This window comes from Microbacterium sp. CFBP 8801, assembly GCF_014839455.1.
Lineage (GTDB): Bacteria > Actinomycetota > Actinomycetes > Actinomycetales > Microbacteriaceae > Microbacterium.
The window spans coordinates 1-21,457 of the sequence record NZ_JACYNU010000025.1; the positions used below are offsets into that span (position 1 = coordinate 1).

Annotated in this window: 23 protein-coding genes; 18 read left to right on the forward strand and 5 right to left on the reverse strand. The window is 70.4% G+C overall.

Features of this window, described 5'->3' with window-relative positions; translation table 11 throughout:
* Nucleotides 1–586, forward strand: a 586-nt coding sequence (locus IFR11_RS15515) for a M23 family metallopeptidase (RefSeq protein ID WP_191916770.1), incomplete at its 5' end; no start/stop codon positions are given.
* Between the two features lie 72 nt (nt 587–658).
* Here the strand turns inward: IFR11_RS15515 and IFR11_RS15520 are convergent.
* A complete protein-coding gene (locus IFR11_RS15520; RefSeq protein WP_055833321.1) occupies nt 659–1,192 on the reverse strand; it encodes an inorganic diphosphatase in 534 nt (177 codons plus the stop codon).
* 181 nt (nt 1,193–1,373) lie between these two features.
* Here IFR11_RS15520 and tilS point away from each other — a divergent pair, with 181 nt between their 5' ends.
* The 13 genes from tilS to lysS all read left to right on the forward strand — a co-directional run bounded on the left by tilS (nt 1,374) and on the right by lysS (nt 13,453).
* The gene (gene tilS, locus IFR11_RS15525) at nt 1,374–2,375 is read left to right on the forward strand and encodes a tRNA lysidine(34) synthetase TilS (protein WP_191916771.1); all 1,002 of its coding nucleotides are present in this window, start codon (nt 1,374–1,376) and stop codon (nt 2,373–2,375) included.
* Nucleotides 2,376–2,397: 22 nt separating this feature from the next.
* Nucleotides 2,398–2,949 carry a hypoxanthine phosphoribosyltransferase gene (gene hpt / locus IFR11_RS15530; protein WP_055833327.1) on the forward strand — a complete coding sequence of 184 codons (552 nt, stop codon included), beginning with the start codon at nt 2,398–2,400 and terminating at the stop codon, nt 2,947–2,949.
* Nucleotides 2,950–3,069: 120 nt separating this feature from the next.
* Nucleotides 3,070–5,073: an ATP-dependent zinc metalloprotease FtsH gene (gene ftsH / locus IFR11_RS15535; protein ID WP_191916772.1), complete on the forward strand. Its 2,004-nt coding sequence runs from the start codon at nt 3,070–3,072 to the stop codon at nt 5,071–5,073.
* A 6-nt stretch (nt 5,074–5,079) separates the two neighbouring features.
* Entirely contained in the window at nt 5,080–5,667 is a 588-nt protein-coding gene (folE, locus tag IFR11_RS15540) for a GTP cyclohydrolase I FolE (protein WP_191916773.1), read from the forward strand.
* The gene (gene folP, locus IFR11_RS15545; RefSeq protein WP_191916774.1) at nt 5,664–6,467 is read left to right on the forward strand and encodes a dihydropteroate synthase; all 804 of its coding nucleotides are present in this window, start codon (nt 5,664–5,666) and stop codon (nt 6,465–6,467) included. Before folE ends, folP begins: the two co-directional genes overlap by 4 nt.
* Nucleotides 6,467–6,835 carry a dihydroneopterin aldolase gene (gene folB / locus IFR11_RS15550; protein ID WP_191916775.1) on the forward strand — a complete coding sequence of 123 codons (369 nt, stop codon included), beginning with the start codon at nt 6,467–6,469 and terminating at the stop codon, nt 6,833–6,835. The genes folP and folB overlap by 1 nt, the downstream gene beginning before the upstream one ends.
* Nucleotides 6,832–7,356, forward strand: a complete 525-nt coding sequence (folK, locus tag IFR11_RS15555) for a 2-amino-4-hydroxy-6-hydroxymethyldihydropteridine diphosphokinase (RefSeq protein WP_191916776.1) — start codon at nt 6,832–6,834, stop codon at nt 7,354–7,356. Before folB ends, folK begins: the two co-directional genes overlap by 4 nt.
* A complete protein-coding gene (locus IFR11_RS15560; RefSeq protein WP_191916777.1) occupies nt 7,353–7,838 on the forward strand; it encodes a DUF3180 family protein in 486 nt (161 codons plus the stop codon). Before folK ends, IFR11_RS15560 begins: the two co-directional genes overlap by 4 nt.
* Nucleotides 7,792–8,439, forward strand: coding sequence for a PH domain-containing protein (locus IFR11_RS15565; protein ID WP_082509247.1), 648 nt, complete (start codon nt 7,792–7,794; stop codon nt 8,437–8,439). Before IFR11_RS15560 ends, IFR11_RS15565 begins: the two co-directional genes overlap by 47 nt.
* Nucleotides 8,436–10,112, forward strand: a complete 1,677-nt coding sequence (locus IFR11_RS15570) for a PH domain-containing protein (RefSeq protein WP_342030315.1) — start codon at nt 8,436–8,438, stop codon at nt 10,110–10,112. Before IFR11_RS15565 ends, IFR11_RS15570 begins: the two co-directional genes overlap by 4 nt.
* Nucleotides 10,109–10,831, forward strand: a complete 723-nt coding sequence (locus tag IFR11_RS15575) for a DUF2520 domain-containing protein (protein WP_191916778.1) — start codon at nt 10,109–10,111, stop codon at nt 10,829–10,831. Before IFR11_RS15570 ends, IFR11_RS15575 begins: the two co-directional genes overlap by 4 nt.
* A complete protein-coding gene (gene panC, locus IFR11_RS15580; protein ID WP_191916779.1) occupies nt 10,828–11,682 on the forward strand; it encodes a pantoate--beta-alanine ligase in 855 nt (284 codons plus the stop codon). The genes IFR11_RS15575 and panC overlap by 4 nt, the downstream gene beginning before the upstream one ends.
* A gap of 250 nt (nt 11,683–11,932) precedes the next feature.
* Nucleotides 11,933–13,453: a lysine--tRNA ligase gene (gene lysS / locus IFR11_RS15585; RefSeq protein WP_191916780.1), complete on the forward strand. Its 1,521-nt coding sequence runs from the start codon at nt 11,933–11,935 to the stop codon at nt 13,451–13,453.
* Here the strand turns inward: lysS and IFR11_RS15590 are convergent.
* A complete protein-coding gene (locus tag IFR11_RS15590; RefSeq protein ID WP_191916781.1) occupies nt 13,404–14,564 on the reverse strand; it encodes a DUF4192 family protein in 1,161 nt (386 codons plus the stop codon). The genes lysS and IFR11_RS15590 overlap by 50 nt on opposite strands.
* A 134-nt stretch (nt 14,565–14,698) precedes the next feature.
* Here IFR11_RS15590 and IFR11_RS15595 point away from each other — a divergent pair, with 134 nt between their 5' ends.
* The 3 genes from IFR11_RS15595 to IFR11_RS15605 all read left to right on the forward strand — a co-directional run bounded on the left by IFR11_RS15595 (nt 14,699) and on the right by IFR11_RS15605 (nt 17,242).
* Complete coding sequence (locus tag IFR11_RS15595; RefSeq protein ID WP_055833357.1) at nt 14,699–14,896, forward strand: hypothetical protein; 198 nt, start codon at nt 14,699–14,701, stop codon at nt 14,894–14,896.
* A gap of 64 nt (nt 14,897–14,960) precedes the next feature.
* Nucleotides 14,961–16,427, forward strand: coding sequence for a cardiolipin synthase (cls, locus tag IFR11_RS15600; RefSeq protein WP_191916782.1), 1,467 nt, complete (start codon nt 14,961–14,963; stop codon nt 16,425–16,427).
* 77 nt (nt 16,428–16,504) lie between these two features.
* Nucleotides 16,505–17,242 (forward strand): hypothetical protein, encoded by a 738-nt coding sequence (locus IFR11_RS15605; RefSeq protein WP_191916783.1) that lies wholly within the window; start codon nt 16,505–16,507, stop codon nt 17,240–17,242.
* A 9-nt stretch (nt 17,243–17,251) separates the two neighbouring features.
* Here IFR11_RS15605 and IFR11_RS15610 read toward each other — a convergent pair whose 3' ends face one another.
* From IFR11_RS15610 to IFR11_RS15620, 3 genes are read right to left on the reverse strand one after another with little or no spacing between them, the layout of a single operon-like run.
* Nucleotides 17,252–17,485: a helix-turn-helix domain-containing protein gene (locus IFR11_RS15610; RefSeq protein WP_070408658.1), complete on the reverse strand. Its 234-nt coding sequence runs from the start codon at nt 17,483–17,485 to the stop codon at nt 17,252–17,254.
* A complete protein-coding gene (locus IFR11_RS15615; protein WP_156458687.1) occupies nt 17,482–18,096 on the reverse strand; it encodes a hypothetical protein in 615 nt (204 codons plus the stop codon). Before IFR11_RS15615 ends, IFR11_RS15610 begins: the two co-directional genes overlap by 4 nt.
* Nucleotides 18,096–18,722, reverse strand: coding sequence for a hypothetical protein (locus IFR11_RS15620; protein WP_191916784.1), 627 nt, complete (start codon nt 18,720–18,722; stop codon nt 18,096–18,098). The genes IFR11_RS15615 and IFR11_RS15620 overlap by 1 nt, the downstream gene beginning before the upstream one ends.
* A gap of 190 nt (nt 18,723–18,912) precedes the next feature.
* On the opposite strand from IFR11_RS15620, the gene IFR11_RS15625 reads away from it, so the two are divergent.
* Complete coding sequence (locus tag IFR11_RS15625) at nt 18,913–21,438, forward strand: ATP-dependent Clp protease ATP-binding subunit (protein WP_055833379.1); 2,526 nt, start codon at nt 18,913–18,915, stop codon at nt 21,436–21,438.
* Nucleotides 21,439–21,457: the final 19 nt, after the last annotated feature.

Below are 21,457 nucleotides of genomic sequence, written 5' to 3' on the forward strand. Positions count from 1 at the left end.
GCGCCGTGCCCGCGAAGAGGCCGAGGCGCGCGACCGCGCCGAGCGCGAGCGCCGCGAGCAGGAAGAGCGCGACCGCCAGAACAACAACAACAACAGCGGCGGTGGCGGCGGCAGTAGCGGAGGCGGAGGCGGCGGAGGTGGCGGCGGCGGCGGCGATGTCGGCGGCTCCGGGTGGGCGCGTCCCTCGTCGGCGGGCACCACATCGGGCTACGGCCCTCGCTCCAGCCAATGCAACGGCAGCTACTGCGCCAGCTCGTGGCACCTGGGCCTCGACTTCGGCGCGGGATGCTACTCGCCGATCTACGCGGCTGCCGACGGGCGCGTCACGTACGCGGGCTACAACGGCGGCTACGGCAACTACATCCGCATCCAGCACGGCGACGGCTCGTCGACCGGCTACGCCCACATCGTCGACGGCGGCATCTACGTCTCGTACGGACAGAGCGTGGGCGCGGGGCAGCAGATCGCCGCCACCGGCCAGACGGGCAACTCGTTCGGCTGCCACCTGCACTTCGAGGTCTACCCGCCGTGGGGCGGCACGACCGATCCGGCGGGCTGGCTGCGCGATCGCGGCATCTACACCTGATCCGGTCCACCTCATCCGGTGAACGAGAAAACCCCCGGTCGATGACCGGGGGTTCTCTACGTCAGACCGAGATCAGAGGGTGTTGGGCGCTTCGCCCGAGCCCTGCGTCTTGGTCTGGGCGTCGTGCTCCTCGAAGCGCGTGAACGCCTCGCCCACCAGGCGCTCGGCCTCGGCGGCATCCGCCCAGTCGTCGACCTTGACCCACTTGTTCGGCTCGAGGTCCTTGTAGTGCTCGAAGAAGTGCGTGATCTCCTTCTTGGTCCAGTCGTCGATGTCGCCGACGTCCTGGATGTGGTCCCAACGCGGGTCCTTCGCGAGCACGGCCACGACCTTGTCGTCGCCACCGGCCTCGTCGCTCATCTTCAGCACGCCCACCGGACGGACCTTGGCGAGGATGCCGGGGTGCAGGTCGCGGTCGAGCAGCAGCAGCACGTCGAGCGGGTCGCCGTCTTCGCCCAGGGTGTTCTCGAAGAAGCCGTAGTTGGCCGGGTAGCCGAACACCGTGTAGAGGATGCGGTCGAGGTACACACGGCCGGTGCCGTGGTCGACCTCGTACTTCACGCGGCTGCCGCGGGGGATCTCGATGACGGCGTCGTACGCGCCCATACTCGTGCTCCTTAGATCTGTGGATTTCAGCGCCCAGCCTATCCGGCACGCACCTCGCCGCACGGGCGTGCACGACTCCGGCGTAACGCGCGCTCTCGCGACCGGTGACGCCGCCGCGCGCACGGGCCCGCGGGTGCGCGCGACACCGCGCGACGGCCGAGCCCGCCGCTACCGTGGAGGCATGGACCACCGCCCCGGGCTCGACCCGTCCGTCGCCGAAGTGCGCCGCGCCGTGCGTGCGGTGCTCGACACGACTGACGGCGCCGTCGTCGTCGCCCTCTCGGGTGGCGCGGACTCGCTGGCTCTCGCGGCGGCGACCGCGTTCGAGGCCGGGCGCCGCGGCATCCGGGTCGAGGCGGTCGTCATCGACCACACCCTGCAAGCGGGATCGGATGCCGTGGCGGCTCGCGCCGTCGAGGTCGCGCGCGGGCTGGGCATCGGCGCGCGCGTCGTCGCCGTCGAGGTCGCAACGGAGGGCGAGGGGCCCGAGGCCGCGGCCCGCGCGGCACGCTACGCGGCCCTCGCCCGCGCGGCCGAGCAGGTCGGCGCCGACACCGTCCTGCTCGGTCACACGCTCGACGACCAGGCCGAGACGGTGCTGCTGGGGCTCGCGCGGGGCTCGGGGAGCCTGAGCCTCGCCGGCATGCCGGCGGAGCGACGCGACTCCACGGGCCCGCTGTGGGTTCGGCCTCTGCTGGGCGTGCGTCGGGGTACGACCGTCGCCGCGTGCGCCGCCGAGGGCCTCGAGCCGTGGGCGGACCCGCACAACGTCGACCCGGCGTACGCCCGCGTGCGCGTGCGGGAGCGCGTGCTGCCCGTTCTCGAAGCGGAGCTCGGCCCGGGGATCGCCGAGGCCCTGGCCCGCACCGCGGAGCAGCTGCGCGAAGACGCCGCGGCCTTCCAGGACATGATCGACGAGACGATCGAAGACATCGTCGAGCACGCCGAGGCCGGGATCTCGGTCTCGGTCGCCGCCCTCGCCGCGAACCCCGCGGCGCTGCGCAACCGCATCGTGCGCTACGTCGTCGAGAGCGAGTTCGGGGTGTCGCTGTCTCGGGCCCAGACGCTCGAAGTGGCCCGACTGGCGACCGACTGGCGCGGGCAGGGGCCCATCGATCTGCCCGCGTGCCTCGCCCGACGCGTGGGTGCCCGCATCGAGATCGTCGCGCGGGCGGCATCCTGATTCCCCGACGTAGACTTTCGGAATGCGCGCGGCCGACATCTCCGACGACATCAGCGAAGTCCTCCTCACCGAGGAGCAGATCCACGGCAAGCTCGCCGAGTTGGCGACGCAGGTCGCCCGCGACTACGAGGGCCGCGACGTGGTGCTGGTGGGAGTGCTCAAGGGTGCGGTCATGGTCATGGCCGACTTCGCCCGGCACCTGCCGATCCACGTCTCGATGGACTGGATGGCCGTCTCGTCGTACGGCGCGAGTACGCGCTCGAGCGGCGTCGTGCAGATCCGCAAAGACCTCGACACCGACATCACCGGCAAGCACGTGCTGATCGTCGAAGACATCATCGACTCCGGTCTCACCCTGAGCTGGCTGCTCGAGAACTTCGCCTCGCGCGGAGCCGAGTCGGTCGAGGTGCTGGCGCTGCTGCGCAAGCCCGACGCCATGAAGGTGCAGGTCGACTGCCGGTACGTGGGCTTCGACATCCCCAACGACTTCGTCATCGGGTACGGCCTCGACTACGCCGAGCGCTACCGCAACCTCCGCGACGTCGCGGTGCTCGCGCCCCACGTCTACTCCTGACCGCGTCGAGAGCGGGCGTGTACGCCCATGACGAACGCACAGGCCCGGCATAGTTCGCGGGCGTTAGCCTAATTCGACCGCATTCTGCGGAGGATCACGAAAGGGCTGGGCTCGCCCACCATGAATTTCAAGAAGATCACGCGTAATCCGATCATCTACGTTCTGCTGGTCGGTCTGCTTCTGGTCATCGGCTTCTCGCTCATCTCCAACCTCAGCGGTGCGCGTCAGGTCTCCACCCAGGAGGGTCTGCAGCTGCTCAAGGGCGGGACGGTCACCCAGGTGGTGACCAACGACCCCGATCAGCGCGTCGATCTCACGCTGTCGCAGCCCTTCGAGGGCGCCGATGACGTGCAGTTCTACTACGGGCAGGCCCGCGCGAGCGAGGTCGCCAGCGCGATCGATTCCGCCGCCCCCTCCGACGGCTTCAACGACGTCGTGCCCAAGGCCAGCTGGTTCGACGGCCTGCTGGGTCTCATGCTCCCGCTCATCCTCCTCGGCCTGCTGTTCTGGTGGCTGCTCTCGAGCGCCCAGGGCGGGGGGAGCAAGGTCATGCAGTTCGGCAAGTCGCGCGCCAAGCTCGTGACCAAAGAGACGCCCACGGTCACGTTCCAAGACGTCGCCGGATCCGACGAGGCCATCGAAGAGCTCGAAGAGATCAAAGAGTTCCTGAAGGATCCGAAAAAGTTCGAAGAGGTCGGCGCCCGCATCCCGAAGGGCGTGCTGCTGTACGGCCCTCCCGGAACCGGCAAGACCCTGCTCGCCCGCGCCGTCGCCGGCGAAGCCGGTGTGCCGTTCTACGCGATCTCGGGCTCGGACTTCGTCGAGATGTTCGTCGGCGTCGGCGCGAGCCGCGTGCGCGACCTCTTCAACCAGGCGAAAGAGAGCTCGCCCGCCATCATCTTCATCGACGAGATCGACGCCGTCGGTCGCCACCGCGGCGCCGGCATGGGCGGCGGTCACGACGAGCGCGAGCAGACGCTGAACCAGATGCTCGTCGAGATGGACGGCTTCGACCCCAAGGTCAACGTCATCGTGATCGCGGCGACCAACCGCCCCGACATCCTCGACCCCGCTCTTCTGCGTCCGGGCCGTTTCGACCGCCAGATCGGCGTCGACGCCCCCGACCTCAAGGGTCGCCAGCGCATTCTCGAGGTGCACGGCCGCGGCAAGCCGCTGTCGGACTCGGTCGACCTCGAGGTCGTCGCCCGCAAGACGCCGGGCTTCACCGGCGCCGACCTGGCGAACGTGCTCAACGAGGCCGCGCTGCTCACCGCCCGCTCCAACGCGCAGCTCATCGACAACCGCGCGCTCGACGAGGCCATCGACCGCGTCATCGCCGGTCCCCAGCGCCGCACCCGCGTCATGCGGGACAAGGAACGGCTCATCACGGCTTACCACGAGGGCGGACACGCCCTCGCGGCGGCGGCGATGAACCACACCGACCCGGTCACGAAGGTGACGATCCTTCCCCGCGGCAAGGCGCTCGGTTACACGATGGTGCTGCCCCTCGACGACAAGTACTCCATCACCCGTAACGAGCTGCAGGACCAGCTGACGTACGCCATGGGCGGCCGCGTCGCCGAAGAGATCGTCTTCCACGACCCCACCACCGGCGCCTCGAACGACATCGAGAAGGCGACGAGCATCGCCCGCAAGATGGTCACCGAGTACGGCATGACGAACGAGGTGGGCCCGGTCAAGCTCGGCTCGTCGTCGGGCGAAGTGTTCATGGGCCGCGACATGGGGCACGGCCGCGACTTCTCGGAGCGCATCGCCGAACGCATCGACGCCCAGGTACGGGCCCTCATCGAGCAGGCGCACAACGAGGCCTACCAGGTGATCAACGACAACCGTGCCGTGCTCGACCGCCTCGCCCTCGCTCTGCTCGAGAAAGAGACGCTCGACCACATCGAGCTCGCCGAGATCTTCACCGACGTCAAGCGACTGACGCCGCGCCCGCAGTGGCTGTCGTCGGGCGACCGTCCGGTCTCGACCCAGCCGCCGGTCGACGTGCCGCGTCGCGCGCAGCCCGCCGGTATCGCGGCCTCCACCGAGGCGCAGTCCCAGACGCAGGCTGCGACCCAGCCCCGTCCGAGCGGGCAGACGCGACCGGCCACCGCCTGAGGCGCCGTGGCCGTCGATCGGGAGCGCGTCGCCGCATTAGTACGCGAGTTGCTGGAGGCGATCGGGGAAGACCCCGATCGCCCCGGCCTGCGTCAGACGCCCGCGCGGGTCGCGGAGTCGTGGGCGGAGTTCTTCGCGGGCGTGGATCAGGATGCCGGCGTCCCCCTGCAGCACACGATCTCGGTGTCGCGCGGACCGGCGCCCGATACCCTTCCCTCGGGCGCCGTCATGCTGCGCGACATCTCGTTCCGCTCGATGTGCGAACACCACCTACTGCCCTTCCGCGGGCGCGCGCACGTCGCCTACCTGCCCGGTGAAGAGGTCGTGGGCCTGGGCGCACTGCCGCGGGTCATCGACATCCTCGCGGCGCGACCGCAGGTGCAGGAGCGCCTGGGCGAGCAGGTCGCCGACGCGATCGCCCACGCACTAGACGCGCGCGGAGTGCTCGTCGTGCTCGACGCGACGCACGAGTGCGTGACCATGCGCGGGGGACGCCAGACCGAGGCCTCGACGGTGACCATCGCCGCCCGCGGCGCCTACACCGAGCCGACGGCCCGCGCGGAGCTGGTCGCGCTCATCGGAGCGCGAGCGTGACGCTCATCATGGGCATCGTCAACGTGACGCCCGACTCGTTCAGCGACGGCGGCCGCTACCTCGACCCCGACGCGGCCATCGCGCACGCGCGGTTCCTGCGCGACCAGGGCGCCGACCTGCTCGACGTGGGCGGGGAGTCCACGCGGCCCGGTGCCCAGCGGGTCGCGCCGCGCGTCGAGCAGCAGCGCGTGCTCCCGGTGGTGGAGGCCCTGGCATCCGAGGGCGCGTTCGTGAGCATCGACACGATGAACGCCGTCACGGCGGTCGCCGCCGTGCGCGCGGGCGCTCGGCTCGTCAACGACGTGTCGGGGGGACTCGCCGATCCCGACATGCTGGCGGCGGTCGCCGAGACCGACGCCGAGGTGGCCCTGGGGCACTGGCGCGGTCCGTCGACCGAGATGTACGCCCGCGCCGACTACGCCGACGTCGGACGCGAGGTGGCCGCCGAGCTGGCCGCGCGCGTCGAGGCGGCCCTGGCCGCGGGCATCGCGCCCACGCGCATCGTGGTCGATCCGGGGATCGGCTTCGGCAAGCGCGGGGCGCAGAACTGGCAGACGCTGCGGGCTCTGCCCGAGATCGCCGGCCTCGGACACCGCGTGCTCGTCGGGACCAGCCGCAAACGGTTCCTCGCCGAGGTGCTCGGCGACGACGTCGACCTCGGCCGCCGTGACCTCGCCACGGCCGTCACCAGCGCGCTCGCGGCCCGCGACGGCGCCTGGGCCGTGCGCGTGCACGATGTGCCGACCACACGCGACGCGCTCGCCGTCGCGCGCGCGTTCACCGATGCAGGGGAGTCCTGATGGATGCCGCCGACGAGATCACACTGACGGGGGTGCGCGCCTTCGGGTACCACGGCGTCTACGCCGACGAGAAGCGCGACGGTCAGGAGTTCGTCGTCGATGCGGCACTGTCGATGTCGCTGCGTCGCGCGGCCGAGACCGATGACGTCACCGACACGGTGCACTACGGCGAGCTCGCCGAGCGCATCGTCGCCCTCGTCGAGGGCGAGCCGGTCGACCTGCTCGAGACCCTCGCCCAGCGCATCGCCGACGAGGTGCTGGCCGACGAGCGGGTGGCATCCGTGCGCATCACGGTGCACAAGCCGCAGGCGCCGATCCCCGTGCCCTTCGGCGACGTCGCCGTGACCGTGCGGCGGAGCCGCGCGTGAACGTCCGACTCGCCCACGGCCTCGACGCCGCCCCGCGCGCGACCCCGGTCACGGCCGTCGTCGCCCTCGGCGCCAACCTGGGCGCGCGCGCCGACACGCTCGCCGCCGCCGTCGACGAGCTGCGCACCCTGCCGCTGACGGGCGAGGTGCGCGTCTCGGCGCCGCTCGAGACGGTGGCGGTCACGCTCACCGGAGAAGACGCCGACGCCCCCCGGTACCTGAACGCCGTCGCCCTCGTGCAGACGCGTCTCGCCCCGACCGAGCTGCTGGCCGCGCTGCACCGCATCGAGGAGCGGCACGGACGGGTGCGCCGCGAGCGGTGGGGCGATCGCACGCTCGATCTCGACCTCATCGCGTACGGCGACGAGACGATCGACCGCGACGACCTCACCGTGCCGCACCCCCGCGCCCACGAGCGCGAGTTCGTGCTGGCGCCGTGGCTGGAGGTGGATCCGGATGCCGAGATCCCCGGCCGCGGCCGGATCGACGCTCTGCTGTCGGGGCTGCGGGGCAGCGCGTGAAGCGCACGGGGGCGGGCATCCTCGTCATCGCCGCGGTCATCGGGGCCGTCGTCGGGTTCGTGACCGACACGCTGCTCACCGCGACGGGGCGCGCCACGTTCTCGCCCGCGGCGAGCCTGCCCACCATCCTGGCCCTGCTCGGCGTCGTCATCGTCGTCCTGGCCGTGCCGGTGTATCGGGCGACGCGCCGCCGCGGCGCCCGCCGGATCGACCCGTTCCGCGCGCTGCGCATCGCCATGCTGGCCAAGGCGTCGTCGCTCGTGGGGGCGGCGGCCACCGGGTTCGGCATCGGACTTCTGGCGTTCCTGCTGAGCCGTCCGGTGACGCCGTCGATAGGCTCGATGGGATCGATCATCGCGACGATCGTGTGCGGAGTCGTCCTCGTCGTGGCGGGGCTCGTGGCCGAGCAGCTCTGCACCATCCGGGAGGACGACGATGACGATACCCCCGGAGACACCCCCGCCGGTCCCGTCGGAGCCTGAGCACCCGCTCGCGGCGCCGGCGCTCCCCGAGCAGCACGAGGCACCGGTCACCGCGACCGAGGCCGAGACCGACGTGCTCGACGAGCGCACCTACCCTCGCATCCTCGAGCCGCGCGCGGCGGGCCGACTCCCGCTCGGCGACGGCACGTGGCACCAGCTGGCGCGAGCGTACGTGCGCGTGCAACTCATCTCGCAAGCGGCGGTGATCGTCGTCGTCGCGGCCGTCGCCATCGGCATCCAGGTGTTCACGCAGGTGCCGTGGCAGTGGATCCCCGCGGGGGTGATCCTGATCGTGACGACGATCGGCCTGATCATCACGCCGCGACAAGCGCGTTCGGTCGGCTACCAGCTGCGCCGCGACGACCTGGTCTTCCGCCGCGGCATCCTGTGGCAGCGGGTCGTGGCCGTGCCCTACGGGCGCATGCAGCTCGTCGACATCACCCACGGGCCCCTCGACCGCGGCTTCGGCATCGCGCAGCTCAAACTCGTCACCGCCGCGGCCTCGACCGGTGTGACCATCCCCGGACTCACGCAGGAGGCGGCCGAGCAGTTGCGCGACACGCTCATCGCCGTCGCCGAGACCCGCCGGACGGGACTGTGAGCGACGACCGCTCCGCGGGTTCCGCGGAGTCCCCGGGCGAACCGGAGTTCGCCGATGACGCGACCGGACCGGATGCCGAGGGTTTCGCCGACGCGGCGGGCGTTTCGGAGGGCGCCGCGGCCCCCGCCGGGCCGCTGCGGCGACCGGTCGTACGCTCGCCCTACAGCGACGGCGAATGGCATCGACTTCACCCGCTGACGCCCGTGCTGCGCGGTGGACTGTCGCTGGTCGTGATCGTCGGTCTGCTCGTGGCCAACCTGCGGGAGCGACTGATCGAGTGGTTCTTCCCCGCCTTCACCGACCTGCCCCCGGGGGCGCTGCCGCCCGACCCGGTCGACTTCCTGTTCGCGAACAACCTCCTGCTGATCGCCGGCGGAATCGCCCTCGTGGTGGTGCTGGTCCTGCTGGGGATCTTCCGCCTGTCGTGGCGGTTCCACACCCTGCGCATCGGCGACGACGACGTCGAGGTGCGCTCGGGCGTGCTGTTCCGCACGCACCGACGGGCGCCCCTCGACCGGGTGCAGGGCGTCAACCTCACCCGGCCGATGGTCGCGCGTCTGCTCGGCCTCGCCAAGCTCGAGGTCGTGGGTGCGGGCCTCGACGCCAACGTGAAGCTCGAGTACCTCTCGGGCAAAGACGCCGAGGCGATCCGCGGTGACATCCTGCGTCTCGCTTCCGGTCGACGCCTCGCCGAGACGGGGGCACGCACCGCCGGGCGGTCGTCGGTCGCCCGCCAGGCCGCCCAGGCCGTGGGAGCGGGCCTGCAGGGACTCGTCGACGGGGAAGACCTCTCGGATGCCGAGCCCGAGAGCATCGTGCGGATCCCGATCGGGCGGCTCGTGGCATCCCGTGTCCTGAGCGGGTCGACGCTGGTACTCATCGCCCTCGTCGTGGGCATTGTGGTGGCGGCCTCGGTGTCGACGCTCTGGGTGCTGTTCACCGTCGTACCCATGTTCCTCGCCTTCGGCGCGTACTACGTGCGCTCGATCGCGAGGGGGCTGCGGTACTCGATCGCCCCGACGTCCGACGGCGTGCGCGTCACCTTCGGCCTGTTCACCACGGTGTCCGAGATCGTTCCGCCGGGCCGCGTGCACGCGATCGAGGTACGTCAGCCCCTGCTGTGGCGCCCGTTCGGCTGGTGGAGCGTGTCGCTGAACCGGTTGTCGGGGCGCGCGTCGAGCGACACCAGCAGCGATCAGTTCGCCGCGGTACTGCCGATCGGCACCCGCGCCGACGTGGAGCGTGTGCTGCGCATCCTCGCTCCGAGCCTGTCGAGCGCCGAATGGACACTCGTGTTCCGCGACGGCATCCTGGGTCCGGTGGACGACGACCCCTACGTGACGACCCCCGCTCGCGCGCGGCTGCTGCGGCCCCTGTCGTGGCGCCGCAACGGAGTGCGGCTGACCGACGACGCGCTGCTGCTCCGCCGCGGCTTCGTATGGCGCTCCCTGACCGTGATCCCGTTGGCGCGACTGCAGTCGATCGGTCTGCATCAGGGTCCGCTCGCCCGAGCGCTTCGGACGGCCACCGTGACGGGACACGTCATCGCCGGGACCGCGCAGACCGCGATCGGAGCGATCGACCGCGACGACGCCGTGCGCCTGTTCGAGCAGACCGCCCTGACGACCGTGGCGGCGGCGGCGGGCGACCGCAGCCACCGGTGGGCCGGATGAGCGGCGGGCGCGACGGTCGTCTCGGCGTCGGCATCATCGGGGCGGGCCGGGTCGGCCCCGTCATCGGCGCGGCGCTCGCCGGTGCCGGTCACGCGCTGACGGCGATCACCTCGGGATCTGACGACGACCGCGTCGAGGCCATCCTGCCGGGGCTACCCGTGCTGAGCGCCGACGAGGTGGTGCGCCGCAGTGAGCTGGTCGTCATCGCCGTTCCGCACGAGCAGTTGCCGGGCCTGGTCGCGGGCCTCGCCGATGTCGGCGCGTGGCAACCGGGCCAGCTCGTGCTGCACACCGACCCGGCGTACGGCGCCCGGGTGCTCGACCCCGCTGCCCAACGCGGGGCGATCCCGCTCGCGATCCATCCGGCCATCGTCTTCACCGGGGCCTCGTCGATCGATCTGCGCCAGCTCGCCCAGGCCTACGCGGCGGTCACAGCGCCCGGCCCCGTTCTGCCGATCGCCCAGGCGCTGGCCGTCGAGCTCGGGTGCGAGCCGGTGGTCGTGGCCGAGGAGGACCGGACTGTCTACGCCGAGGCCATCGCGACGGCGACCGAGTTCTCGCGTTCGATCGTGCGCCAGTCGTCGGACCTGCTGACGCGCGTGGGCGTGGACAACCCCGGGGGGTACCTCTCAGCGCTCGTGCGCTCCAGCGTCGACCAGGCTCTGATCGAGGGCGCGGGACTTCGAGGGCTCGACGGCGACGATACGATCGACGGATGATCCGCACCCTTCAGGATCTGCGCACCCGACTCGGAGAAATCCGAGGCGCAGATCGACCGGCGGGCGGCCCGCGCGTCGCCCTCGTCTCGACCCTCGGCGCTCTGCACGACGGTCACGTCGATCTGATCCACGAGGCCCGCTCGAACGCCGATGTCGTCGTCGTGTCGACGTTCGTGAACCCCCTGCGCTTCCGCACCGCGGAAGAGACGGCGAGCTACCCGCGTTCTCCGGACGCCGACGCGCGCGTCCTGGCCGAGCTCGGGGTCGACGTCGTGTTCGCCCCGACCGCCGAGGAGTTCCTGCCGCGGGGGACGGCCACCACCCGCGTCTCGGCGGGCGATGTCGGCCTGCGGTACGAGGGGCGCGTGCGTCCGTTCTACTTCGACGGCGTCCTGACCGTCGAGGCGAAACTCTTCCACCTGGTCGCCCCCGACGTGGCCGTCTACGGCGAGCGCGACGCGCAGCGGGTGTTCCTGGTGCGTCGCATGATCCGCGATCTGGACTTAGCGATCGACGTGGCCACCGTGCCGACGGTGCGCACCCCCGACGGGCTGCCCGTGTCGAGCCGCGTCGCGCTGCTCGACGACGCCGAGCGCCGCGCGGCCTCTCTTCTGCCGCGCGCCCTCGAAGCGGCCGCCTCGAACGCCGATCTGGGCGTGGACTCCTGCATCGCCGCGGCCCAGTCGTCGCTGATGGGTGAGCAGCGCATCACCCTGGAGTACCTCAACGTGGTCGACCCGGTCACGTTCCTGCCCGTCGACGAAGGCCACACGGGGCGCGCCCTCGCCCTCATCGCGGCGACGGTCGCGGGACACCGCTTCATCGACAACACCGAGATCTCGCTGCGCTGACGCGGAGGCGGTGGCCGCGCGGGGTCGGTTGCGCTGTCGTCGCCGGGCGACGTCTGGGCCGCGCCGCCGCGCATCGGTGCGGGGCGGCGGGCGCTCGCCGAGGTGTCTGTCGCAGGACACCGGGCGCGGGGCGCCGTGCGTGGGGCGCCGTGCGTGGGGCGCCGTGCGCTGCGCGCCGCGCACAGACCGACCGCCACGGCGCCGGTGATCCCGGCGAATAGACTGGAAGCGACCCCGAGGAGCATCCCTGATGACCGACGCGCCCGCGAACGACACCGCCGAACCGACCGAAGACGAGGTCTTCGAGCAGAAGGCGGTCCGCCTCGCCAAGCGCGAGCGCCTGCTCGCCGAGCGCGCCGACGCGGCCGGTGGGCCGTATCCCGTCGCGGTACCGGTCACCACCACGATCTCGGCGTTGCGCGCACGGTTCGGCGATCTCGAGGCGGGTGCCGAGACCGGCGAGGTCGCGGGCGTCGCCGGACGTGTGGTGTTCAGCCGCAACACCGGCAAGCTCTGCTTCGCCTCGCTGCAGGCCGGAGACGGCAGCCGGATCCAGGCGATGGTCTCGCTCGCGAACGTCGGCGAGGAGTCCCTGCAGGCGTGGAAGGAGCTCACCGACCTGGGCGACCACGTGTTCGTCTCGGGTGAGGTCATCTCGAGCCGACGCGGAGAGCTGTCGATCATGGTGTCGGAGTGGACCATCGCGGCGAAGGCCGTGCTGCCGCTGCCCAACCTGCACTCCGAGCTGAACGAAGAGAGCCGCGTGCGCAGCCGGTTCCTCGATCTGATCGTCAGCGATCGGGCACGCGAGACCGTGCTCGCCCGGGCGAAGGTGAATGCGAGCCTGCGCCGCACGTTCACCGAACGCGATTTCGTCGAGGTCGAGACGCCCATGCTGCAGGTGCAGCACGGCGGCGCGAGCGCGCGTCCGTTCATCACGACCTCCAACGCCTTCGACACCGAGCTCTACCTGCGCATCGCGCCCGAGCTGTTCCTCAAGCGCGCCGTCGTGGGCGGCATCGACTGCGTGTACGAGATCAACCGCAACTTCCGCAACGAGGGCGCCGATTCCACGCACAGCCCGGAGTTCGCGATGCTCGAGGCCTACCAGGCCTACACCGACTACAACGGCATCGCCGATCTGACGCAGACCCTCATTCAGGATGCCGCTGTCGCGGTGGCCGGTTCGACCACGGTGACGTGGGCCGACGGCACCGAGTACGACCTGGGCGGGGAGTGGGACCGCATCTCGATGTACGACTCGCTGTCGCAGGCCGCGGGTCGGACCATCACCCCCCAGGCCTCGCTCGACGAGCTGCGCGCTCTCGGCGCCGAGGCCGGCGTCGACGCCCCGCCGCACGAGACGCACGGCAAGTGGGTCGAGGAACTCTGGGAGCACTTCGTCAAGGGCGGGCTGACGCGACCGACGTTCGTCATGGACTTCCCCGTCGACACGAGCCCCCTGGTTCGCGAGCACCGCTCGATCGCGGGCGTCGTGGAGAAGTGGGACCTGTACGTTCGCGGCTTCGAGCTGGCGACCGGGTACTCCGAGCTCGTCGACCCCGTGATCCAGCGGCAGCGTTTCGTCGAGCAGGCGAAGCTCGCCGCGCGCGGCGACGACGAGGCCATGCCGATCGACGAGGAGTTCCTGCGCGCGCTCGAGCACGGGATGCCCCCCACCGGTGGCATGGGCATGGGCATCGACCGCCTGCTCATGGCCATCACCGGCCTCGGGATCCGCGAGACGATTCTTTTCCCGCTGGTGAAGTAGGTCGCTCGAAGATCCACTCCGGCAGGCGTCCGGCGTCGAGCATGGTCAGCACGATCGCGCTGAGGCCGTGCGCACTGTCGATCTCGACGGCGGCTTGCGCGTAGGTGCCCGCGTGCGACGAGCGACCGGTGGCCCAGGCCAGCCAGGCGCAGGCCGACACTGCACCGGGACGCCGCTCGCGCGGAACCACCGACGCCACCCGTCGGCAGAGCTCCAGCGCGTGGCGGAGCCTGTCGGCGTCGGGAGCGGGGCCTTCGCCCCACATCGGCCGCGCCAGGTCGACCGGGAAGGGTTCACCGTCGCCGAAGGTCGTCTGCGCATCGAACACGGCGTCGCCGACCGTGATGTCCCCCGCCCACTGCATGAGGGCGACGTCGCGCAGTGCGGGGCGCTCGAGGCAGAACGCGAGCGCGGCCAGCAGCGCCGGGGTGACCTCGTCGGGGCGGGTTCGGGCGGCGTCCTCGAGCAGCGCGGGAGGGTCGGCCAGGGTGGTGACGATGTCGTCGGCCGCCCCCTGGCGTGCAGCGCTGAGTCGCGCTCGGTCGCGGGGCCGGGCCAGCACCCGGTCGACGTCGTCGAGGAGGCGCGCGACCGCGCGGGCCAGTGCGGGGTCGGGGTCGGGGAGTTCTGCCGCCGAGAACTGGTCGGGCGCGACCAGCGTGTCGGGGGCGTCGGTCAGGGCGGATCCGATCTCGGCGAGGGGACGCCCGGCCGGTATCGACGGGTCGAGGTAGCTGTTCCAGGCGTTCGCGCCCACGACGAGCGCGTCGACGACCCTGAGCCCGCAGATGTCGGCGCGGGCCAGGACGGCGTCGACGAAGTCGCGGTGGGGGAGAGGGGCACCCCCGTTCAGCGTCTCGTCGGCGTAGACGGCGAGGGCGATGGCGTCGGTGCGGGCGACCTTGCAGGCGGTGCCGATGACGGTGGAGGCGATGCTGTCGAGCTCTGCCTGCCCGCGCCCGTGGGGCAGGTCGACGCGCAGAGCGCCGAGCGACCGGCCGTGGGCGAAGGGCACCAGCACGAGACTGCGGTGGGGCGTGCACTCCAGCAGGCGGGGGACGAGCGCGAGGAAGGACGACGAGGACGAGGCTCGGACGACGGTGGTGGTCATGGGTCGAGAGTGCCGCGGAGGGAGCGGTCCGCGCGGGCCGAAATGGCTCGACGGTGGACAGTTCCCCAGGGTGCAGGGGTGGGGAGGACGGGTGCGGCGACCGTTGATCCCGGCTGCCCGGGTATTCTGGGGGCATGGATGCCACCTGGGTCGCGATGCTGTGGGCGATCCTGCCGACCCTGGTCGTGTCGGTGGTGTTCTTCTTCATCCTCCGCAACGTCATCCGCATGGATCGCACGGAGCGCAAGGTGTACGCCCGCATCGAGGCGCAGGAGCGCGCGAAGCGCGGACTCCCGCCGGTCGCCGCGAGCAGCGAGGGTTCCGCGAACTGACGGACGCGCGGTCGATGTCGGACGCCGTCGCTACGCTGGGTCCACAACCCGTCCAGGAGGACCCGTGATCAACGCCGCGTTCGAAACGAGCTGGCTCGTCATCACGCTCTTCGTCGTCGACCTGGTGGTGCGCATCGCCGCGATCATCATCGTGCCGCGCAATCGGCGCCCCACGGCCGCCATGGCCTGGCTGCTCGCGATCTACTTCATCCCTTTCGTCGGCGTCTTCCTCTTCCTGCTGATCGGCAATCCGCGGTTGCCACGCAAGCGCCGACGCAAACAGGCCGCGATCAACGAATACATCCACGACACCAGCGCCTCGCTCGAGTTCGGCACGCTGCAGCCGAACGCACCCGACTGGTTCCGCGCGCTCGTGCGGTTGAACCGCAACCTGGGTGCCATGCCTCTCGCGGGCGACAACGCCGCGACGCTCATCGCCGACTACCAGAGCAGCCTCGACGCCATGGCCGACGCCATCCGCCAGGCCCGGCGCTACGTGCACGTCGAGTTCTACATCCTGCAGTCCGACGACTCGACCGACAATTTCTTCCGCGCCCTCGAAGAGGCCGCTGCGCGCGGCGTGGTCGTGCGCGTGCTGCTCGACCACTGGGCGAACCGGGGCAAGCCGTTCTACAAGCAGACTCTGCGACGGCTCGACGCGATGGGGGCGCACTGGCACCTCATGCTGCCGGTCCAGCCGCTGCGGGGCCGCTACCAACGTCCCGACCTGCGCAACCACCGCAAGCTGCTCGTGATCGACGGCGACGTGGCGTACATGGGGTCGCAGAACGTCACCGACTCCTCGTACAACCTGCGCAAGAACATCCGCCGCGGCCTGCACTGGGTCGACCTCATGGTGCGCGTCGAGGGTCCGGTCGTGGCGAGCATCAACGCGGTGTTCCTGTCGGACTGGTACAGCGAGACCGACGAGACCCTGAGCGACGAGATCGACCTGTTCAGCGTCACCTCGGGTCCGGGCGAACTCGACTGCCAGATCGTTCCCTCGGGCCCGGGCTTCGACTTCCAGAACAACCTGAAGCTGTTCCTGGGGCTGCTCTTCGCCGCCCGCGAACGCATCATCATCGTGAGTCCCTACTTCGTGCCCGACGAGGCTCTGCTGCTCGCCATCACCACGGCCTGCCAGCGCGGGGTGCACGTCGAGCTCTTCGTCTCCGAAGAGGGCGACCAGGCGATGGTCTATCACGCGCAACGCAGCTACTACGAGGCGCTGCTGCGCGCCGGCGTCACGATCTGGATGTACCGCAAGCCGTACATCCTGCACAGCAAGAGCGTGACCATCGACGACGAGGTGGCCGTCATCGGCTCCAGCAACATGGACATGCGCTCGTTCGGTCTGAACCTCGAGGTGTCGCTCCTGGTGCGCGGCGAGGGTTTCGTGCACGACATGCGCGAGGTCGAGGGGCGGTACCGCGAACTGAGCCGTCAACTGACGATCGAGGAGTGGCGCACCCAGCCCCTGCGCTCCACGATCCTCGACAACCTCGCCCGCCTCACCTCCGCTCTGCAGTGACGCGATCGCGTCATTCGCCGCTGGCATCCAGGATCTTCGGCCATCATGAGCCGGAACGTCCCCCCGTTGGAGGTTCCATGTCTCGTCGCTCGCTGTCCCTCGCCGGAGTCATCGGTGCCGCTCTTCTCGCCGCCGGAGCGCTCACCGGCTGCGCGACCGGTGCCGCATCGTCGGCCGCGTCGGCCGATCCCTCGGTCTCGACCCCGGATGCCACGGCCGCGGCGCCCGCCGGCGAGATCGGTGCCGCGTGGCTCGAGGGAGGCCGCTCGATCGCGCTGGTCACCCAGGGGAGCTCGTCGTGCCCGCCCGTGGTGAGCGGTGAACCGTCGGTGGCGGACGGCACGGTGTCCGTGACGCTCGAGGAGTCGGGCCGCGACTCCTGCACGCGCGACATGGCGCCGCGCGCGACGCTGGTGGGACTGCCCGAGGGGACCGACGTCACCCGCGCGTGGACCGTCTCGGTCGACGGTGTCGCGCAGGGCGAGGTGTCACTCAACGGGCTGCCGTCGGCGGCCCCCGCGGGACTGACCGACTTCGCCCCCAGCGCCGGATGGGTCGACGACTCGCTCGTCGCGATCCTCACCTACGGCAGCTCGGGATGCCCGCCCACGGTCGAGTCGGTCACCACGTCGGCGAGTGACATCGCCGTGCAGTTCGCCACGCCCCCGAGCGATCAGATCTGCACGATGGACATCGCTCCCCGCGTCACGCTCGCCGATGTGGGCGGCAACGTCCCCTCGGGCGATGCGTCCGTCGTGCTGTCGGGGGGAAACGTCGAGACGACGGGCGCGATCGCGGTCATCGGCACCCGCTGACGGCGGGGGTCACCGCTCCACCACCAGCAGGTCGCCGACCTCGCACTCGAGCACCCGGCAGATGGCCGAGAGCGTCGAATAGCGAATGGCGCGAGCGCGGTCGTTCTTCAGGACCGAGAGATTCACGACCGAGACCCCGACGAGTTCGCTCAGACGGGTGAGCGTCATGCCGCGTGCCTCCAGGAGCTCGTCGAGGCGGCAGTGGATGCCGGTGGGGCCCTCGTCGCTCGCCGCGGGACTCATACCAGCCCCTCCGTGTCGCGCTGGAGGCGGATGCCGCGCGAGAAGACGAGCGACAGCGCCAGCACGCCGAGCCCCACGAGAGCCCACACCAGGTCGAATGACGTGCCGACCACGAAGACTTCCCCCGCCGCCGGGTTGAGTTCATCCGCGGCCATCATGCGCCCGAGTCCGGACAGGCCCGCCGAGAGGATCCCACCCACCAGCAGAGCGCAGCCGGCGACCTGCGTGGCCAGGACGAGTGCACGGTGGAACGGCCGCCGCCACAGCAGCAGCAGGAAGAAGAGCACGACGGCGCCCACCGTGATCAGCACCGTGAGGGCGCCGAACGAGGCGCCCAGCACCAACAGGGTGCGCGCACCCGTGCTGAGCCCCGTGGCCACGACCCAGGCGGACTCGTACCGCGCGGACGCGATGCCCGCACCGCCCGCGGCGGCGGAGTGCTCGACCTCGGCATCGGTGAGAAGACTGAACCCGCCGTCGCCCGTCGCGATGCCGATCGCCGCACGAACGCCCGGAAGCGCCAGGGTCAGGCCCATCACGGCGCCCGCCGCGACGAAGAGCCAGACGATGCCGCGCTCCATGCGCGGGGAGACCCAGGAGGGATTCGACATCAGACCAGCCCCTCGGTGTCGCGCTGTAGGCGGTCGCCCACGGCGAAGACCGTGCCGACGAGGGCCACGACGAAGGCGACCCCGATGAAGCTCGGCAGATCGATCTGCGACACGGTGCCGCGGTCGTAGGTGCGCTCCGAGAGCCAGGCGACGGCGCCGTTGGCGACCATGTTGTGGAAGAACGGCACACCGGCCACGCCGGCGAGGGCGACGATGCCCGCGGTCGACACGAGGACCGTCTGCCGCCGGCTGAAGATCCGCCCGCGCAGCACCGCGGTGGTGACGAGCAGCAGCAGCGTCACCACCGTGACCACCACCACGGCGAACAGGCCCTCGGCGAGGAAGAGCGCCCACAGGGAGGGGGCGGGGAGGGAAGGGGCGGTGACCACGCCGCCGGTCAGTTCGATCGGCACGGGGGCGCCGGCGGGGCCGATGGGTGCCTGGGCGGCGGTGTCCACGAAGGGCATCGGCACGCGGACGTTGCGGTTGGGGATGGCCGCGACGATGTTCGCGACGCTGCGGACGACGGCCCACACGGCGATCGCGACGCCGACGACGATGAAGAAGACGTAGCCGGCGGTGTCGCTGGGGGAGAGGACACGGGAGGTCGGACGGGGGGAGGTCATGACAACTCCTTATCGATGATCGTTGTTATCGGTTGTCGATAAAGTAACGACTATCGATGTGTTGCGCAAGACCGGCCGTCGTCTCGGTATGCCCACGGCGAACATGGGTCCCCGGCATCCGGCCGCTGGTTACTCTCGATGTACGGCGCGCGGAGGCGTGCCTGTCAGCCCATTTTTGGAGGGACTGAGGATGTTCGAACGATTCACCGATCGTGCTCGTCGTGTAGTGGTGCTCGCCCAAGAAGAGGCGAAGATGCTGAACCACAACTACATCGGCACCGAGCACATCCTTCTGGGCCTCATCCACGAGGGTGAGGGCGTGGCTGCCAAGGCGCTGGAGTCGCTGGGCATTTCGCTCGACGCCGTCCGTGAGCAGGTGCAGGACATCATCGGCCAGGGGCAGCAGCAGCCGACCGGCCACATCCCCTTCACGCCGCGTGCGAAGAAGGTCCTCGAGCTGTCTCTGCGCGAAGCGCTGCAGCTCGGCCACAACTACATCGGGACCGAGCACATCCTGCTCGGTCTCATCCGCGAGGGCGAGGGTGTCGCAGCCCAGGTGCTCGTCAAGCTCGGCGCCGACCTGAACAAGGTGCGCCAGCAGGTCATCCAGCTGCTCTCGGGCTACCAGGGCAAGGAGCCCGCGGGCGTCGCCTCGGGTGCCGGTGAGCAGACCTCGACCGGCACGCAGGGCGGCTCGGCCGTGCTCGATCAGTTCGGTCGCAACCTCACGCAGGCCGCGCGCGACAACAAGCTCGACCCCGTCATCGGGCGCGAGAAAGAGATCGAGCGCGTGATGCAGATCCTGTCGCGTCGCTCGAAGAACAACCCCGTCCTCATCGGTGAGCCCGGTGTGGGTAAGACGGCGGTCGTCGAGGGCCTCGCGCAGGCCATCGTCAAGGGCGACGTGCCCGAGACGCTCAAGGACAAGCAGGTCTACTCGCTCGACCTCGGTTCGCTCATCGCCGGGTCCCGCTACCGCGGCGACTTCGAAGAGCGCCTGAAGAAGGTCACGAAAGAGATCCGCACGCGCGGCGACATCATCGTCTTCATCGACGAGATCCACACCCTCGTGGGTGCGGGTGCCGCCGAAGGCGCGATCGACGCCGCGTCGATCCTCAAGCCCCTCCTCGCCCGCGGTGAGCTCCAGACCATCGGTGCCACCACGCTCGACGAGTACCGCAAGCACTTCGAGAAGGACGCCGCTCTCGAGCGCCGCTTCCAGCCGATCCAGGTGGCCGAGCCGAGCCTGCCCCACTCGATCAACATCCTGAAGGGGCTGCGCGACCGGTACGAGGCGCACCACAAGGTGCAGATCACCGACGGCGCGATCGTCGCGGCGGCCAACCTCGCCGACCGCTACATCAGCGACCGCTTCCTGCCCGACAAGGCCATCGACCTGATCGACGAGGCCGGCGCCCGCCTGCGTCTGTCGATCCTCTCGTCGCCGCCCGAGCTGCGCGAGTTCGACGAGAAGATCGCCAAGGTCCGCGAGCAGAAGGAGCTGGCCTCCGAGGAGCAGGACTTCGAGAAGGCCGCGTCGCTGCGCGACGAGGAGAAGTCCCTCCTCGCCGAGCGTCTTCGCCTCGAGAAGCAGTGGCGCTCCGGCGACGTCGCCTCGCACGCGGTGGTCGACGAGGGCCTGATCGCCGAGGTGCTCGCCCAGGCGACCGGCATCCCGGTGTTCAAGCTCACCGAAGAAGAGTCCAGCCGCCTCATGTTCATGGAGAAGGCGCTGCACCAGCGCGTCGTCGGCCAGGAAGAGGCGATCGCAGCCCTGTCGCGCACGATCCGTCGTCAGCGCGCGGGCCTCAAGGACCCCAAGCGTCCCTCGGGCTCGTTCATCTTCGCCGGCCCCACGGGTGTCGGAAAGACCGAGCTCGCCAAGGCGCTCGCCGAGTTCCTCTTCGACGACGAGGGCGCGTTGATCTCGCTCGACATGAGCGAGTTCGGTGAGAAGCACACCGTCTCGCGTCTGTTCGGTGCCCCTCCCGGGTTCGTCGGATTCGAAGAGGGCGGCCAGCTCACCGAGAAGGTGCGCCGCAAGCCGTTCTCGGTCGTACTCTTCGACGAGATCGAGAAGGCCCACCCCGACATCTTCAACTCGCTGCTGCAGATCCTCGAAGAGGGTCGCCTGACCGATGGTCAGGGTCGCGTCATCGACTTCAAGAACACGGTGATCATCATGACGACGAACCTCGGTTCGTCGGCGATCGCCGGGGGCCCGGTCGGCTTCCAGGTCGAGGGCAACGCCCAGACGTCGTACGAACGGATGAAGGGCAAGGTCGACGAAGAGCTCAAGCGCCACTTCAAGCCCGAGTTCCTCAACCGTGTCGACGACGTCATCGTCTTCCCGCAGCTGAGCAAGCCCGAGCTTCGCCAGATCGTCGGCCTGTTCGTCAAGCGCCTGGCCGACCGTCTGCTCGACCGCGACATGACGGTGGAGCTGTCGGACGACGCGAAGGACAAGCTCATCGAGATCGGCTTCGACCCGACCCTCGGTGCGCGACCGCTCCGTCGCGCCATGCAGCGCGAGGTCGAGGACCGTCTCAGCGAGAAGATCCTGCACGGCGAGCTCGAGGCGGGAGACCACGTCAAGGTCACCGTCGAGAACGGTCAGTTCGCGTTCGAGACCGCCCCCCGCGGCGAGAAGGTCGCGATCGGGGTCGGAACGGCCGGCGAGATCGCCGCGACGCCCGACACCCTGGCGGGCAGCTGATCGCATAACAGACGAGGGG

Bases quoted from the DNA above. Each gene is read 5' to 3' on its own strand.
- IFR11_RS15595 (WP_055833357.1), top strand. From the start codon at position 14,699: ATGGATGCCACCTGGGTCGCGATGCTGTGGGCGATCCTGCCGACCCTG.
- ftsH (WP_191916772.1), top strand. From the start codon at position 3,070: ATGAATTTCAAGAAGATCACGCGTAATCCGATCATCTACGTTCTGCTG.
- IFR11_RS15520 (WP_055833321.1), bottom strand. From the start codon at position 1,192: ATGGGCGCGTACGACGCCGTCATCGAGATCCCCCGCGGCAGCCGCGTG.
- folB (WP_191916775.1), top strand. From the start codon at position 6,467: ATGGATGCCGCCGACGAGATCACACTGACGGGGGTGCGCGCCTTCGGG.
- IFR11_RS15605 (WP_191916783.1), top strand. From the start codon at position 16,505: ATGTCTCGTCGCTCGCTGTCCCTCGCCGGAGTCATCGGTGCCGCTCTT.
- hpt (WP_055833327.1), top strand. From the start codon at position 2,398: ATGCGCGCGGCCGACATCTCCGACGACATCAGCGAAGTCCTCCTCACC.
- IFR11_RS15620 (WP_191916784.1), bottom strand. From the start codon at position 18,722: ATGACCTCCCCCCGTCCGACCTCCCGTGTCCTCTCCCCCAGCGACACC.
- tilS (WP_191916771.1), top strand. From the start codon at position 1,374: ATGGACCACCGCCCCGGGCTCGACCCGTCCGTCGCCGAAGTGCGCCGC.
- IFR11_RS15565 (WP_082509247.1), top strand. From the start codon at position 7,792: ATGACGATACCCCCGGAGACACCCCCGCCGGTCCCGTCGGAGCCTGAG.
- IFR11_RS15575 (WP_191916778.1), top strand. From the start codon at position 10,109: ATGAGCGGCGGGCGCGACGGTCGTCTCGGCGTCGGCATCATCGGGGCG.
- IFR11_RS15590 (WP_191916781.1), bottom strand. From the start codon at position 14,564: ATGACCACCACCGTCGTCCGAGCCTCGTCCTCGTCGTCCTTCCTCGCG.
- IFR11_RS15615 (WP_156458687.1), bottom strand. From the start codon at position 18,096: ATGTCGAATCCCTCCTGGGTCTCCCCGCGCATGGAGCGCGGCATCGTC.
- lysS (WP_191916780.1), top strand. From the start codon at position 11,933: ATGACCGACGCGCCCGCGAACGACACCGCCGAACCGACCGAAGACGAG.
- IFR11_RS15610 (WP_070408658.1), bottom strand. From the start codon at position 17,485: ATGAGTCCCGCGGCGAGCGACGAGGGCCCCACCGGCATCCACTGCCGC.
- panC (WP_191916779.1), top strand. From the start codon at position 10,828: ATGATCCGCACCCTTCAGGATCTGCGCACCCGACTCGGAGAAATCCGA.
- IFR11_RS15625 (WP_055833379.1), top strand. From the start codon at position 18,913: ATGTTCGAACGATTCACCGATCGTGCTCGTCGTGTAGTGGTGCTCGCC.